This is a genomic window from Methylibium sp. (assembly GCF_013817365.1).
In the GTDB taxonomy this organism is placed as follows: Bacteria; Pseudomonadota; Gammaproteobacteria; order Burkholderiales; family Burkholderiaceae_C; genus Methylibium.
In genome coordinates this window covers 1-14529 of the sequence record NZ_JACDCU010000051.1, presented here as the reverse complement: position 1 = coordinate 14529, position 14529 = coordinate 1, and the positions used below count along the sequence as shown (strand labels likewise).

Sequence of the window (14529 nt, the reverse complement as noted above, 5' to 3'; positions counted from 1 at the left end):
CGATCTTCAGCGTCGCCGATTACGGGCTCGAGGCCGATCTGTTCGAAGCCGTGCCGGCGATGGTCAAAGAACTCGGCTGAACGCAGTCTTCTTCGAAGCAAGGCGCCTCGACGTTGCCGCGTCCCGGCGCCCTTTTTACGGCCTGTTTTTCGAGCTTTGTTCGAGTCCCGTAGGAGACATGCGATGAACTACCAAGCCCCCGTCAAGGACATGCTGTTTTGCATGAAGGAGCTGGCCGCGCTCGAGGAAATAGCCGCACTGCCCGGCTTCGAGGAGGCAGGCCTGGACACGGCCCGGGCGGTGCTAGAGGAATGCGCCCGGTTCAATCAGGACGTGCTGGCGCCGTTGAACCGCGCGGGCGACACCAACCCTTCATCGTTCAAGGACGGCCAAGTCACGACGACGCCGGGTTTCAAGCAGGCCTTCCGGCAGTTCGCCGAGGGCGGCTGGCAAGGCCTGCAGCATCCGGCCAGCTACGGCGGCCAGAACCTGCCCAAGACCATCGGTGCGGCCTGCAGCGAGATGCTCAACAGCGCCAACATGAGCTTCGCTTTGTGTCCGCTGCTGACGGACGGCGCAATCGAGGCTTTGCTGACCGCCGGCACCCAGGAGCAGCAGGACCGCTACATCCCGAAGATGATCAGCGGCGAGTGGACCGGCACCATGAACCTGACCGAGCCGCAGGCCGGCAGCGATCTCGCGCTCGTGCGCACGCGAGCGGAGCCGCAGCCCGACGGCAGCTTCAAGCTTTTCGGCACCAAGATCTTCATCACCTACGGCGAGCACGATATGGCCGAGAACATCGTGCACATGGTGCTGGCGCGCATTTCCGGTGCGCCCGAAGGCGTGAAAGGCATTTCGCTGTTCATCGTGCCGAAGTTCCTGCTTGCGCAGGATGGTGCGAAGGCCGCGCGCAACGACGTGCACTGCTTGAGCATCGAGCACAAGCTCGGGATCAAGGCCAGCCCCACGGCGGTGCTTGCCTATGGCGCACAGGGCGGCGAAGGTTCGAGCGGCCCTGGAGCGGTGGGTTACCTGCTCGGCGGAGAGAACCGCGGCCTGGAGACCATGTTCATCATGATGAACGCCGCGCGCTATGCGGTCGGCGTGCAGGGCATCGCGGTGGCCGAGCGTGCCTACCAGCAGGCGGTCGCGTATGCGAAGGACCGCGTGCAGAGCCGCCCTGTCGACGGCTCGCTGCCCGGCAGTGCGCCGATCATCCACCACCCCGACGTGAAGCGCATGCTGATGACGATGCGCGCGCTCACCGAAGGCTGCCGTGCGATGGCGATTACCGCGGCCGCGGCCCACGACGCGGCACATGCGCATCCAGATGCGAACGTGCGCAAACAGAACCAAGCCTATTACGAGTTCATGGTGCCGCTGGTCAAGGGCTACAGCACCGAAATGAGCCTGGAGGTCACCAGCCTGGGTGTGCAGGTGCATGGCGGGATGGGTTTCATCGAGGAGACCGGCGCGGCGCAGCACTACCGCGACGCCAAGATCCTCACCATCTACGAGGGCACCACGGCGATCCAGGCGAACGACCTGGTCGGCCGCAAGACCCTGCACGATGGCGGCGCGACCGCCATGGCAATTGCCACGCAGATCGCCGGGACCGAGGCACGGCTTTCAGAGCGCTCCAGCGTGGACGCGCGTGCCTGTCTCAAGCGTTTGAAGGCCGCACGTGAGGCCTTCGAGCAGGTCGTCGATTTCGTCGTCGCCCAAACCATAAGCAACCCCAACGCGGTATTCGCCGGCTCCGTGCCCTACCTGATGCTGGCCGGCAACATGGTGGCCGGTTGGCAGCTTTCGCGCGCGCTCATGGTGGCCGAAGACCGCGCCGCTGCGGGCGAGGATGCGGGGTACATGACGGCCAAGATCACCACCTCGCGCTTCTACGTCGAACACATCCTCACGCGCGTGCCCGGCCTGCGCGACAGCATCGTAGAGGGTGCCGACAGCGTCACTGCGATGGCGCTCGAAGCGTTCTGAAGACAAGGAACTCGCATGCCGCTGCCCGCCGTCCTGCGCAATCTGCCCCTGCCGATCATCGGCGCGCCGCTGTTCATCATCAGCAACCCGAAACTGGTGATCGAGCAATGCAAGGCGGGCGTGGTCGGCGCCATGCCGGCGCTAAATGCGCGTCCGGCAGCGCAGCTCGACGAATGGCTGGCCGAGATCACCGAGACGCTCGCCGCGCACGACCGGGCCCATCCCGAGCAGCCCGCCGCGCCATTCGCGATCAACCAGATCGTGCACAGAAGCAACGACCGGCTCGAGCACGACATGGCCGTGTGCGCCAGGTACAAGGTGCCGATCGTCATCACCTCGCTCGGCGCGCGCACCGACGTGAACGACGCGGTGCACGGCTGGGGCGGCGTGGTGCTGCACGACATCATCGACAACGCTTTCGCAAGGAAGGCGATCGACAAGGGCGCCGACGGCCTGATCGCAGTCGCGGCCGGCGCGGGCGGCCATGCCGGTGTGAAAAGCCCTTTTGCGCTGGTGCAGGAGATCCGCGCGTGGTTCGACGGGCCGGTCGCGCTCAGCGGCGCCATCGCGCACGGCGGTGCGGTGCTGGCCGCGCAAGCGATGGGGGCAGACTTCGCCTACATCGGCTCGGCCTTCATCGCCACCGAGGAGGCGCGCGCCGTGGCGGGCTACAAGGAGGCCATTCTGGAGGGCAGCTCTGACGACATCGTCTACAGCAACCTGTTCACCGGCGTGCACGGCAACTACCTGAAGGGCTCCATCCGCAATGCCGGGCTCGACCCGGACGCCCTGCCGCAAAGCGACCCGACAAATATGAATTTCGGTGGTGACGCCAGAAAAGCCTGGAAGGACATCTGGGGCTGCGGTCAGGGTATCGGTGCCGTGAGAGAAGTGTTGCCAGCGGCTGTGCTGATCGGGCGGCTGGCCCAGGAATACCGCGCCGCGAGATCCAGGTTGACCGCACCCGCGGCCTGAACGGCTCGAAAGCCGTCTTGCCCCTTGGACCGCTCGAATTGAAAACGCCGCCCGAAAGGGCGGCGTTCGATGGGACGGTGCTTCGTTAAAGCGCGAACTCGTCGATTTTCTTGCCGGAGGCGAGCGCCGCCTTGAGCCAGTTCGGCTGCAGACCGCGGCCGCTCCAGGTATCGCCGGTGGCAGGATTGCGGTATTTCGGAGCAACCTTGCGTCCGGGACCGTTGGCGGCTTTGGCCGCGCGAGGTGTTCGACCGGGTTTGCCTTTGGTGCCGCCCAGTTCGGCCATCGTCACGCCGTGTTTTTCCATCAAGGCCTTGATCTGTGCGACGGCTTCCGTGTGCTCGCCTTGGCGGGCTGTTTCGATCTGGTCGTGTAGCTCAGCGGCCTGTTTTTCGAGCGCGGCTTTCTGGGAGATCAACTCCTGATATGTAGCCATTGCGGTGTAAACCTCCAGACGAGTGAATCGGGTTATCGGTGATACACCTTCGATTCTAGGCCGGAGAGTTTGCGAGGCAAAGCTCTGAAGCGATCTACCGCCGGGCGCCCGTGTACACCCCGCATCGGGATCGCACTCTATTTGTAGTCGGCGCGGTCGAGGAGCTGCTGAACCCGCACCGAGTTCAATCCGACCACCGACAGGGGAATCAACTCGGATTTGAACGTGCCCAACGCATCGAGCGCCGGGTTGGCCACTTTTACGCTGGTCACAGCCGGGTATTCGTTGTTGCCGTTGGCGAAGTGGGCTTGGGCAGCGTCGCTGGCCAGATATTCCAGAAACTTGATTCCGGCCTCAGGGTGTGGAGAGTGCTTGGCCAGTGCCCCACCAGCGATATTCACATGGGTGCCCCAGCTGTCCTGGTTGGGGAAGATCACGCCGATCTTTTCGACGACGGCCTTGTCTTCGGGTTTGCTGGAACGCATGAGGCGGGCCACGTAATAGCTGTTGGACAGCGCAATGCCGCATTCGCCGCTGGCAACGGCTCGAATCTGATCGGTGTCGCCGCCTTTCGGGCTGCGGGCCATGTTGGCGACCACCCCCTTGAGCCAGGTTTCTGTGGCCGCCGCGCCGATGTGCTCGTAGATCGAGCCGAACAGCGACAGGTTGTACGGGTGCGAGCCGGAACGCGTGCAGACTTTGCCCTTGTTCTTGGGATCGGCCAGTTCCTGGTAGGTATCTGCGTCTTCACGCTGCACCTCGGCCTTGTTGAATACGATGACGCGTGCGCGTGTCGAGTAACCGAACCATTGCGAGCCGGCGCCCTGATCCTTGCCGCGCAGCGTGGCAGGCAGACGGGTCTCCAGCAATTTGGAGTCCACGGGCTGGAACAGGCCCTCGGCCTCTGCCCGCCAGAGGCGAGCGGCGTCGACCAACAACACCACATCGGCGGGGCTGGAGGCGCCTTCGCTGCGCAGCCGCGCGAGGATGCCGGCATCGTCGGCATCGACACGGTTGATCTTGACGCCCGTAGCTTTGGTGAAATCGGTGTACAGCGCCTCATCAGTCTGGTAATGGCGGGCCGAATACAGGTTGAGCACCGGCTCCTGAGCTGTCGCGGCGAAAGCGCCGCCGAGGGCCAGCGCGGCGATGGCAGCTTTGATTCCAGTCGATAGGGCGGACATCGAATACTCCTTGCATTGAGATGCCGGAGTATAAGAGCAAACGAGAATGATTCGCGTATGCGTCCAGAGGGTGGCCATCGGGCTTTCGGCTCTTTGTCTTCCTCAGGTCGTCGGGGGCACGTAGCCTGCCGGCTGCTCGGCGCCGCCACCGAAGAAGTAGTTCTCCATCTGCCGCGCCAAGTACTGACGCGCGCGAGCATCGGCCAAGTTCAGCCGGTTCTCGTTGACCAGCATGGTCTGGTGCTTGAGCCAAGCGGCCCAGGCTTCCTTGCTGACGTTGTCATAGATGCGCTTGCCCAAGTCGCCGGGGTAGGGCGCGAAATCGAGACCGGGGGCCTCCTTCTTGAGCATCACGCAGTTCACGTTGCGGGCCATGTCGTGTCTCCAGGGTTCGTTCGAGGGTGTGCGCACAGCGGCCGCGGCATGCAAGGCCGGCGGAACGCACGCGCCGCGTTACTTCAGGTGTTTGACCAGCACCTGCGAGCGCCGGTCCCAGTTGTACTTGCGCTTGCGCGCTTCGGGCAGTGATTCGGCGTCGCCCACGACGAAGCCGCGCTTGAGGAACCAGTGCATCGTGCGCGTGGTGAGCACGAAGATGCTCGACAGCCCGGCCGCGCGCGCGCGCTGCTCCACGCGCTTGAGCATGCGCTCGCCATCGCCTTGGCCCTGCACGTTGTTGCTCACCGTCAGCGCGGCCATCTCGCCGGTGCCAGCCTCGGGGTAGGGGTAGAGCGCGGCGCAGCCGAAGATCACGCCGTCATGTTCGATCACGGTGTAGTGGCCGATGTCGCGCTCGATCTCGGTGCGGTCGCGCTTGACCAGCGTGCCGTCGCGCTCGAAGGGCTCGATGAGCTGCAGGATGCCGCCGATGTCGTCGGCCGTCGCCTCGCGCAGGCTCTCGAGCTTTTCATCGACCACCATCGTGCCGATGCCGTCGTGCGTGTACACCTCCATGAGCAGCGCACCATCCACCGCGAAGGGCAGGATGTGCGAGCGCTCCACGCCGCCGCGGCAGGCTTTGACGCAGTGCTGCAGATAAAAGGCGGTGTCGGTCGGCTGGGCCGGGTTGGGCAGTGCGGCGAGCAGCCGCTCGGCGTCGGCCAGGGCGAGTTCGGTGTCGATGGCGCTGTCGGTATCGTGCTGGTTCTCGCGGATGCCGGGCACCTCGGTCAGGAAGACCAGCTTGTCGGCCTGCAGCGCGATGGCGGTGCTGGTCGCGACGTCTTCCATGGTCAGGTTGAAGGCCTCGCCGGTGGGCGAGAAACCGAAGGGCGAGAGCAGCACCACGGCGCCAATGTCGATGGCGCGGCGGATCGCGGCCGCATCGACCTTGCGCACCAGGCCGCTTTGCTGGAAGTTGACGCCATCGACGATGCCGACCGGCCGCGCGGTCAGGAAGTTGCCCGACACCACCCGCACCGTCGCGTTGGCCATCGGCGTGTTCGGCAGCCCTTGCGAGAACGCGGCCTCGATCTCGAAGCGCAACTGGCCCGCCGCTTCCTGCGCGCAATCGAGCGCCACGGCGTCGGTGATGCGCAGGCCGTGGCTGAAGCGTTCCGGTTGACCCTTGGCACGCAATTGCTCGCTGACCTGAGGCCGAAAGCCATGCACCAGCACGATCTTGATGCCCATCGCCTGCAGGATCGCAAGGTCCTGCACGAAGGGATCGAGCTTGCCCGCTGCGATCAGCTCGCCCGCCATCGCCACCACGAAAGTCTTGCCGCGGTAGGCGTGGATGTAGGGCGCTACAGCGCGAAACCAGGGAACGAAGGTGTGCGGAAAGACGAGGTCCATGCGGGGCTTTGCAAGCTGCTCGGATTGTGCAGCATGGTTTTTGGCGCAAGCCGATGCGGGCGTGCCGCCTGGCGCAGAGCGCCGCAGCAGTTTTGCCAGCGACGACCTCGCGCGAAAGGCTGTCTGGCACAGGGACACGGCAGCCGGCGTTTCGGCCGGCTTCGCGGCGCACCGCCCGATAATCACGACCCTCGTGAATTCGATTTCTCCGCGCTTCGCGCCGGCGGCCCCGGCGCTGCCCACCATCACCTTTCCCGAATCGCTGCCGGTTTCCGCCCGGCGCGAGGACATCGCGCAGGCGGTGCTGGCTCACCAAGTCGTCATCGTGTGCGGCGAGACCGGCTCTGGCAAGACCACCCAGTTGCCCAAGCTGATGCTGGCGCTGGGACGCGGCAAGGCCAACGCGTCGGGCCGCGCTCCTGGCGGCTCGGCGCCCGGCGCTCGCGCGCAATGGATCGGCCACACGCAGCCGCGCCGCATCGCCGCGAGTTCGGTCGCCAAGCGCATCGCCGAGGAGCTGAACACGCCGCTCGGCGCGGTGGTCGGTTACAAGGTGCGCTTCCAGGACCGGCTCACGCCCGGCGCGTCGATCAAGCTGATGACCGACGGCATCCTGCTCGCGGAGACGCAGACCGATCCGCTGCTGCGCGCCTACGACACGCTGATCATCGACGAGGCGCACGAGCGCAGCCTCAACATCGACTTTCTGCTAGGTCACCTGCGCCAGATCCTGCCGCGCCGGCCCGACCTGAAGATCATCGTCACCTCGGCGACCATCGACGCGGACCGCTTCGCCCGGCACTTTGCAACGGGCGACCAGCCTGCGCCGGTGATCCAGGTGTCCGGCCGGCTGTTCCCGGTCGAGCAGCGCTGGCGGCCGTTCGAGGAAGCGCGCCGCAGCGGCGATGACCGCGACCTGAACGACGCGATCGCCGATGCGGTCGATGAGTTGTGGCGCGAGGGTTCTGGCGACGTGCTGGTGTTCCTGCCCGGCGAGCGCGAGATCCGCGAGGCCGCCGAGCACCTGCGCAAGCACCTGCTCCAAGACGCGAACAAGCGGCACCGTGGCGGCCCGCAGCCGGAAATCCTGCCGCTGTTCGCGCGGCTGTCGCAGCAGGAGCAGGACCAGGTCTTCGAGGCCGGCAACGGCCGGCGGATCGTGCTGGCCACCAACGTGGCCGAGACCTCGCTCACGGTGCCCGGCATCCGCTATGTCGTCGATGCCGGCACCGCGCGGGTCAAGCGCTACAGCTACCGCAACAAGGTCGAGCAACTGCAGGTCGAGCCGATCAGCCAGGCGGCAGCGAACCAGCGCGCCGGCCGCTGCGGGCGGGTCGCCAACGGCATCTGCATTCGGCTGTACGGCGAAGACGATTTCGCGGGGCGCCCACGCTTCACGGACCCGGAGATCCTGCGCAGTTCGCTGGCCGGCGTCATCCTCCGCATGAAAGCCTTGAACCTGGGCACGGTCGAGGACTTCCCCTTCCTCGAGCCGCCACCGAAGAAGGCAATTGCCGACGGCTACGCGCTGCTCGGCGAGCTCGGGGCGATCGATGAAGCCAACGAACTCACCGCCGTGGGCACGGAGCTCGCGAAGCTGCCGCTCGACCCGCGCGTGGGCCGCATGATCCTCGCCGCGCGCGACCGCCAGTCGCTCAGTGAAGTGCTCGTCATCGCAAGCGCGCTGAGCGTGCAGGACGTGCGGGACCGTCCGCTCGAGCAACAGCAGGCGGCCGACCAGAAGCACAAGCTCTTCGACGACGAGCGCTCGGAGTTCATGGGCTACCTTAAGTTGTGGAAGTGGATCGAGGCGGGGCGTGGGCATTCCGCCTCCTCGGGAGGCGACGGTGCTCGCCCTCTCACGCTGGCGGGAGAAGGCAGGGTCACGGCTCACCCTCACCCCAACCCTCTCCCACGAGCGGGAGAGGGAGCAATGCAGGGCAGCGCGCCAGCACCGAGGGCTGCATCAGTGGCGCGTGCCAACGCGGCCCCGGGTCGCCGTGAGAGCGAGGCTGCGCCGCACAAGCTTTCCAACCGCCAGCAGGAGCAGCGCTTGCGCGAGCATTTCGTGTCGCCGCGCCGTGTGCGCGAATGGCGCGACATTCATTTGCAATTGCACACCGTCGTGGCCGAACACGGCTGGCGCCTCAACGCCAGCCCCGCGACCTACGAGCAGATCCATCTGGCGATGCTCGCCGGCCTGCTCGGGAACATCGGCCTCAAGAGCGAAGACGAGGACTGGTACCTCGGCGCGCGCGGCATCAAGTTCTGGCGCCACCCGGGCGCGCACCTGAGCAAGAAGCCGGGCCGCTGGCTGATCACGGCCGAGCTGGTCGAGACGACGCGGCTGTTCGGCCGCTCCCTGGCGGGCATCGAGCCGCAATGGATACCCGGCGTGGCCGGCCACCTGCTCAAGACGCAACTGCTCGAGCCGCATTGGGAGAAGAAGGCGGCCGAGGTCGTCGCGCTGGAACGCGCGACGCTCTACGGCCTGGTGGTCTACAGCAACCGGCGCGTCAATTTCGCGAAGATCGATCCGGCGGCTGCGCGCGAGATCTTCATCCGCGAAGCGCTGGTGCAGGGCGAATGGGACACCCGGCTGCCGTTCCTGGCGCACAACCGCAAGATGATCCGCGAGGTCGAGGAGCTGGAGCACAAGTCGCGCCGGCAGGACGTGCTGGTCGACGACGAGCTGATCTTCGCCTTCTACGACAGCCAGTTGCCGGCCGACGTGGCCGGCGGCGCCGACTTCGAGCGCTGGTATCGCGAAGAGGCGAAGCGCCAGCCGCGGCTGCTGCACCTGACGCGCGAGGAGCTGATGCGCCACGAGGCTGCGGGCATCACTACCTCCGCGTTCCCGAAGTCGATTCGCCTGGGCGGTATCGACTGCACCGCGATTTACCTGCACGAGCCGGGTGACCCGAAGGACGGCCTGACCGTCACCGTGCCGATCTACGCGCTCAATCAGGTGAGCGAGGAGCGCTGCGAATGGCTCGTGCCGGGGCTGCTGAAGGACAAGGTGCTCGCGCTGATCAAGAGCCTGCATCAGCGCCCGCGCTCGCGGCTGGTGCCGCTGCCTGAGTTCGTGGCGGAGTTCGTCGAGGCGACGCCGTTTGCGCAAGGCGGGCTGGTCGATGCGCTCTTGAAGGCCGTGCGTGGGCGCACGCAGCTTGCGGTGCAGCGAAACGACTTCAAGCTCGAGACCCTGGCGCCGCATCTGTTCATGAACTTTCGCGTCGATGGCGAGCATGGGCGGCAGCTTGGGAGTGGGCGGCACCTGCCGACATTGAAGGCGGAACTGGGGGTGCAGGCGCGGTCGGCGTTTCAGGCGTTGGCGGGCTTGAAGGTGGGGGCGTCGGCGGAAAGTCAGCCGCTTTCTCCTGAGAGCGGGAGTGAAAGAAGGCCGGGTTCTCCTTCGCAAGGAAATGCACCCCATCCTCGTGCGCAAGGAGGTGAATTGCTCCCTCTCCCGCTTGCGGGAGAGGGCTGGGGGGAGGGCAGCGGCGCAGCCACCTCGACCACCTACACCGCCTGGACCTTCGGCGAACTCCCCGAGCTGATGGAAATCCGCCGCGGCGCGCAAAGCCTGATCGGCTTCCCGGCGCTCATCGACCGCGGCGCGCATGTCGAGATCGAAGTCTTCGACGAGCCCGATGTCGCTGTCGTCAAGCACCGCGCCGGCCTGCGCCGGCTGGTCGCGCTGCAGCTCAAGGAGCCGCTGAAGTACCTCGAGAAGAACATCCCCGATCTAACCCGCATGGCCGCGGCCTACATGCAGCTCGGCGGCAGCACGGAGGAGTTGCGCGCCCAGATCATCCAGGTCGCGCTGGAGCGTGCCTTCATGGCCGAGCTGCTGCCTTCGGACGCGCAAGCCTTCGCGAAGCGCATCGACGAAGGCCGCAGCCGGCTCAACCTGATCGCCCAGGAAGTGGCACGGCAGGCCGCCACCGTGCTCGCCGAGCACGCGGCAGCGCTGCGCAAGCTCAAGGATGCGCGTCCCGCGAAGGAAGTGATCGACGACGTGAACGCACAGCTCGCGCGCTTGGTGCCCAGACAGTTCCTGGCCCAAACGCCCTGGCCGGCGCTGCAGCACCTGCCGCGCTACCTGAAGGGCGTGACATTGCGCCTGGACAAGTGGCGGGCCGACCCGGCACGCGATGCGCAGCGCCTGACCGAACTCAGGCCGCTCGACCAGCGCTATCTCAAGCGCGTCGCCGAGCGGCGCGGCGCGCCCGACCCGCGGCTCGACGAGTTCCGCTGGCTGCTGGAGGAACTGCGCATCAGCCTGTTCGCGCAGGAACTGCGCACCCCGCAGCCGGTGAGCGTCAAGCGGCTGGACAAGGCGTGGGCGCAACTGGAGAGCTGAAGTCTTGCCGCGCAGTGCCGCCAGACAGTGCCGCCAGACGCCGGTGGTGCGGCACGACACCCGCGAGTCGCGACGCGGCCGTGCGGCCCGCCTCGGAAAACGCCGAGGTCAGCCACCTGCTGACTACAATCCGTCCTTCGTCGGGGCGTAGCGCAGCCTGGTAGCGCAATTGCTTTGGGAGCAATAGGTCGCGAGTTCGAATCCCGCCGCCCCGACCATCCTTCTTCCCGTCAGCCGCTCACTGCCCGTAGCTCAACTGGATAGAGCACCAGCCTTCTAAGCTGGGGGTCGCAGGTTCGAGTCCTGCCGGGCAGGCCAGCCTCACGAGAGCGCAGTGGTGCAGGCAGCACCGCTGCGCGTTGCAGCTTCTCAGTGCTGCACCGCCTGATCACCCCACAACTGCTTGAGCCGCGCATCGCGTCCGCAACTCGTGCGGTAGTAGCGGTAGCGCACCGGGTTCTTCGTGTAGTAGTCCTGGTGATAGGCCTCGGCCGGGTAGAAGGCCGTGGCCGGCACGATCTCGGTGACGATGGGTTCCTTGAACGGCTTGGTCTTGCCCAGCGCCTCCTTCGAGGCCTGTGCTGCCTGGGCCTGCGCCGGGCCGTGCGTGAAGATCGCCGTGCGGTAAGAGTGGCCCACGTCGCAGAACTGCCGGTCCTTGACCGTGGGGTCGACGCTGCGCCAGTAGTGTTCGAGCAGTTGCTCGTAGCTCACCTTGGCGGGATCGAAAGCAATTTCGACGGCCTCCGCGTGGCCCGTCCGGTTGGTCGATACCTGTTCGTAGGTCGGCTTCGCCGTCTTGCCGCCGATGTAGCCCGAGGTGGTGGAGAGCACGCCCTCCACCTTGTCGAAGTCCGACTCCACGCACCAGAAGCAACCGCCGGCGAAGGTGGCCTTGGCGGTGGCGCCGGCCCCAGGCGCGGAGGCGGCCTGCGCCTGGGCGGCAGGTACCAGGCCAATGAGCAGTCCGGTGGCCAAGGCAGCGCGGACGAGGAGGGCTCGTCTCATCATGGTGGTCCTCATGCTTGCGGCTCCGGCACGAACTTCAGTGCCACACCGTTGTTGCAATAGCGCTTGCCGGTCGGCTGCGGGCCGTCGTTGAAACGGTGCCCGTGGTGGCCGCCGCAGCGCGCGCAGTGGTATTCGGTGCGCGGCAGGAACAGCTTGAAATCGGTCTCGAGCTCGAACACGCCCGGCAGCGCGGCATAAAAGCTCGGCCAGCCGGTGCCGCTTTCGTACTTGGTCTCGGAGCCGAACAGCGGCAGGTCGCAGCCGGCGCAGTGGTAGCGGCCCTTGCGCTTCTCGGCATTGAGCGCGCTGGTGCCGGCGCGCTCGGTGCCTTCCTTGCGCAGCACGTCGTACTGCGCCGGCGTCAGCCGCTGTTTCCACTGGGCGTCGGTAAGTTTCAGCGGCTCGATGTTGCTGGCCGCAGGAGCGGCCTTGGGCTCCGGAGCGGCGGTGCTGCGTTGTGCCAGCCCGAGGGCGGCGAGCAGACTGAGAAGATGGCGTCGGGTCATGAGAAGGGCTCCTGGTTGGCCTCGCTGTCCTTTGGTCGCGCGGGCGGCCGAAAGCTTTCAGCCTTTGATGCGGCCGGCGTCGACAGCCGGTTATGGCCGGGGGCACGGCTGCGGTGCAGGTTGGGATACGTCCGCCGCCGCAGGGTTCCCCGCCAGCGGCTCAGGCGTAAGCCGGCGCGAGGCCTCGCCGCAGCCGGCCGCTGGCGGCATCGACCGCGAAGACCAGCGCGAACATGGCCATCAGCACCGTGGCCGCCTGTGCCTGCTGAAAGATCGACAGGTGGAAGTACAGCATCTGACCGAGTCCGCCGGCACCGACGAACCCCAGCACGGCGGCCATGCGGATGTTCATCTCCCAGCGATACAGCGTGTAGGCCAGGCACTGCGGCACGATGAGCGGCAGGCTGCCGTAGGCAAAGGCCGCCACGGCGCCGCCGCCGGACTCGACGAGCACCCGCTCCGGCTCGCGCGGCGCGTTCTCCAAGGTCTCGGCAAAGAGGCGGCCGAGCACGCCGGTCGTGTGCAGCGCCAGCGCCAGCGCACCGGCAAAGGGCCCCAGGCCGGCGGCCAGCACCATGAGCGCGGCCCAGACCAGCTCCGGCACGCTGCGCAGCAGGTTCAGCACGAAGCGCGCCGCCTGGCGGGCCGTGAAGCCCAGGCGGCCGGACGCCGGCAGCGCGAGCGCGCCGCCGGCGAGCACCGCCAGCAGGGTGCCCAGGGCGGAAACCGCCAGCGTCTCGAGGGCGGCCCAGGCCGCTTTCGCGACGAAAGGCGCGGACAGATCGGGCGGGAAGAACTCGGCGATGAAGCGGCCCATCAGCCCCAGGGACTCGGCCGTGAACAGCGCGCGGTAGTCGATCGCCAGATAGATGAAGCTCGCGACGATGGCCGCGGCCAGCAGCAGCGCGACGGCCACGCAGGTCAGGCACGGCCCGGCGGCTTGCGCGCGGTCGGTGGCGCCGATGTCGGCGGTGCTCATGTCCGGAGCCTCACGGGCTTGTGGTCAGCGACGGCGCCTGATGACGCGGCCGCTTGGCGGCGATCCGCTCGTTGCGATGGGATCAGCGCCCGCTTGTGCTCCCTGTCCCGCTGGCGGGGGGAGCCAACATCAGCACGGCGGCTCCGTTTCATCTGGCTGGTTCGGCGGCATGTCATGCCAGCAGCCGCCGCAGCGCGGCGCTCAGTGCATCGGCCAGCAGCACGAGCAGCAAGAAGGTGAGCAAGATGGTGCTGGCCTCGCCGCCGTTGAGCATCTTCATCGACTGGTCCATCAACTGGCCCAGCCCGCCGGCGCCCACGAAGCCCATGATCACCGAGGCGCGCACCGCGCATTCCCAGCGGTAGACGGTGTAGGAGGCCAACTCCTGTGCCGCGCCGGGCACCAAGCCGTAGCACAGCGCCTGCAACCGGCCGCTGCCGGCTTCGAGCAGCGCGCGCGCCGGTCGCGTGTCGCCCGATTCCAGAATTTCCGCATACACCTTGCCCAGCATCCCGCCGTAGGTGATGGCCAGCGCCAGTACGCCGGCCGCCGGCCCGAGGCCGAGCGCGCGCACGAAGATCAGCGCCCACACCACTTCCGGGATCGCGCGCAGCACGAGCGTCGCAGCGCGCGCGAGCCCGCGCAGCACCTGCCCGTGCCAGCGCCCGCGCCCCGGCCCGATGCGCGACACCGACAGCGATTGCGTCATCACGAACGCCAGCGGCACGGCCAGCACGAAGGCCAGCGCGATGCCGGCGGTGGCCATGGCCAGCGTTTCCAGGGTGGCCCGCAGCAGCAGCGCCAGGAATTCGCCCGAGGTGACGGGGGGCACAAAGGCGGACAGGAAATAGCCCATCGCCTGCAGGTTGCCGGACTCGAACAGGGCAAGCGGGCGGAACTGCGCCAAGTGCAGCACCGGCCACAGCAGCAGCAGTGCGATCACCAGGCCGGTGGCGCGACCCCGCGTGCGAGGGTCGCGGTCCGGGCGCCCTGCGGCCAATGTGGCGGCGTTCATCGGCAGCCGGGGCGAGTCAGCGGCAGCACGCGGGCGCCGCTCGTTGGCGACGCATCGCTTTCGCCGCCCTCGCGTGGCAGCGCGGCCACCGCACTGCCCCTGTGGGCCGGGCCGCCCGGATCGAAAGGCGTGATCTTCGCCGGGTCGTTGCACTGCGTCGGCAGCACCGTGCCTTCGGTCGCGTAGAGCTCCTGCAGCATGGCGCGCGTGACGCGCCCGGCCGGCAGGTCGAAGGCCAGTTCACCGGCGCGCATGCCCACGATGCGCG

11 protein-coding genes, 2 tRNA genes and 1 pseudogene are annotated in these 14529 nt (G+C 67.2%); 5 read left to right on the top strand and 9 right to left on the bottom strand.

Annotated features, from left to right (window positions below):
• The first annotated feature begins 183 nt into the window (after window positions 1-183).
• Window positions 184-1995, top strand: a complete 1812-nt coding sequence (locus tag H0W38_RS05430; protein ID WP_292451942.1) for an acyl-CoA dehydrogenase — start codon at window positions 184-186, stop codon at window positions 1993-1995.
• A 15-nt stretch (window positions 1996-2010) separates the two neighbouring features.
• The gene (locus H0W38_RS05425) at window positions 2011-2970 is read left to right on the top strand and encodes a nitronate monooxygenase family protein (protein ID WP_292451941.1); all 960 of its coding nucleotides are present in this window, start codon (window positions 2011-2013) and stop codon (window positions 2968-2970) included.
• Between the two features lie 85 nt (window positions 2971-3055).
• Here the strand turns inward: H0W38_RS05425 and H0W38_RS05420 are convergent, their stop codons facing one another.
• From H0W38_RS05420 to argA, 4 genes are all read right to left on the bottom strand, one after another.
• The gene (locus tag H0W38_RS05420; RefSeq protein ID WP_367161590.1) at window positions 3056-3388 is read right to left on the bottom strand and encodes an H-NS family nucleoid-associated regulatory protein; all 333 of its coding nucleotides are present in this window, start codon (window positions 3386-3388) and stop codon (window positions 3056-3058) included.
• Window positions 3389-3543: 155 nt separating this feature from the next.
• On the bottom strand, window positions 3544-4590 hold the full coding sequence (locus tag H0W38_RS05415) for an extracellular solute-binding protein (RefSeq protein ID WP_292451937.1): 1047 nt from the start codon (window positions 4588-4590) through the stop codon (window positions 3544-3546).
• Between the two features lie 102 nt (window positions 4591-4692).
• Window positions 4693-4965, bottom strand: coding sequence for an oxidative damage protection protein (locus tag H0W38_RS05410; protein WP_292451935.1), 273 nt, complete (start codon window positions 4963-4965; stop codon window positions 4693-4695).
• A 78-nt stretch (window positions 4966-5043) separates the two neighbouring features.
• The gene (gene argA, locus H0W38_RS05405; RefSeq protein WP_292451933.1) at window positions 5044-6384 is read right to left on the bottom strand and encodes an amino-acid N-acetyltransferase; all 1341 of its coding nucleotides are present in this window, start codon (window positions 6382-6384) and stop codon (window positions 5044-5046) included.
• 193 nt (window positions 6385-6577) lie between these two features.
• On the opposite strand from argA, the gene hrpA reads away from it, so the two are divergent.
• The 3 genes from hrpA (at window position 6578) to H0W38_RS05390 (ending at window position 11068) form a co-directional block, all read left to right on the top strand.
• Entirely contained in the window at window positions 6578-10750 is a 4173-nt protein-coding gene (gene hrpA / locus H0W38_RS05400; RefSeq protein WP_292451932.1) for an ATP-dependent RNA helicase HrpA, read from the top strand.
• Window positions 10751-10891: 141 nt separating this feature from the next.
• Window positions 10892-10968: transfer RNA gene (locus H0W38_RS05395), tRNA-Pro, on the top strand.
• A 23-nt stretch (window positions 10969-10991) separates the two neighbouring features.
• Window positions 10992-11068 (top strand) — tRNA-Arg (locus H0W38_RS05390).
• Window positions 11069-11119: 51 nt separating this feature from the next.
• On the opposite strand, the gene msrA is transcribed toward H0W38_RS05390, so the two are convergent.
• From msrA to H0W38_RS05365, 5 genes and pseudogenes are all read right to left on the bottom strand, one after another.
• The gene (msrA, locus tag H0W38_RS05385; RefSeq protein ID WP_292451930.1) at window positions 11120-11761 is read right to left on the bottom strand and encodes a peptide-methionine (S)-S-oxide reductase MsrA; all 642 of its coding nucleotides are present in this window, start codon (window positions 11759-11761) and stop codon (window positions 11120-11122) included.
• Between the two features lie 8 nt (window positions 11762-11769).
• Window positions 11770-12267: a peptide-methionine (R)-S-oxide reductase MsrB gene (gene msrB, locus H0W38_RS05380; RefSeq protein ID WP_292451927.1), complete on the bottom strand. Its 498-nt coding sequence runs from the start codon at window positions 12265-12267 to the stop codon at window positions 11770-11772.
• A 160-nt stretch (window positions 12268-12427) separates the two neighbouring features.
• Entirely contained in the window at window positions 12428-13246 is an 819-nt protein-coding gene (gene phnE, locus H0W38_RS05375) for a phosphonate ABC transporter, permease protein PhnE (protein WP_292451925.1), read from the bottom strand.
• 172 nt (window positions 13247-13418) lie between these two features.
• A complete protein-coding gene (locus H0W38_RS05370; RefSeq protein WP_292451924.1) occupies window positions 13419-14261 on the bottom strand; it encodes an ABC transporter permease in 843 nt (280 codons plus the stop codon).
• Window positions 14258-14529: pseudogene (locus H0W38_RS05365) on the bottom strand (hypothetical protein); the annotation flags it as partial. The gene H0W38_RS05370 and the pseudogene H0W38_RS05365, both read right to left, overlap by 4 nt.

Excerpts from the sequence above, each read along its gene's own strand:
- H0W38_RS05410 (WP_292451935.1), bottom strand. The coding sequence starts at position 4,965 with ATGGCCCGCAACGTGAACTGCGTGATGCTCAAGAAGGAGGCCCCCGGT.
- H0W38_RS05430 (WP_292451942.1), top strand. The coding sequence starts at position 184 with ATGAACTACCAAGCCCCCGTCAAGGACATGCTGTTTTGCATGAAGGAG.
- msrB (WP_292451927.1), bottom strand. The coding sequence starts at position 12,267 with ATGACCCGACGCCATCTTCTCAGTCTGCTCGCCGCCCTCGGGCTGGCA.
- msrA (WP_292451930.1), bottom strand. The coding sequence starts at position 11,761 with ATGATGAGACGAGCCCTCCTCGTCCGCGCTGCCTTGGCCACCGGACTG.
- H0W38_RS05370 (WP_292451924.1), bottom strand. The coding sequence starts at position 14,261 with ATGAACGCCGCCACATTGGCCGCAGGGCGCCCGGACCGCGACCCTCGC.
- argA (WP_292451933.1), bottom strand. The coding sequence starts at position 6,384 with ATGGACCTCGTCTTTCCGCACACCTTCGTTCCCTGGTTTCGCGCTGTA.
- phnE (WP_292451925.1), bottom strand. The coding sequence starts at position 13,246 with ATGAGCACCGCCGACATCGGCGCCACCGACCGCGCGCAAGCCGCCGGG.
- H0W38_RS05415 (WP_292451937.1), bottom strand. The coding sequence starts at position 4,590 with ATGTCCGCCCTATCGACTGGAATCAAAGCTGCCATCGCCGCGCTGGCC.
- H0W38_RS05425 (WP_292451941.1), top strand. The coding sequence starts at position 2,011 with ATGCCGCTGCCCGCCGTCCTGCGCAATCTGCCCCTGCCGATCATCGGC.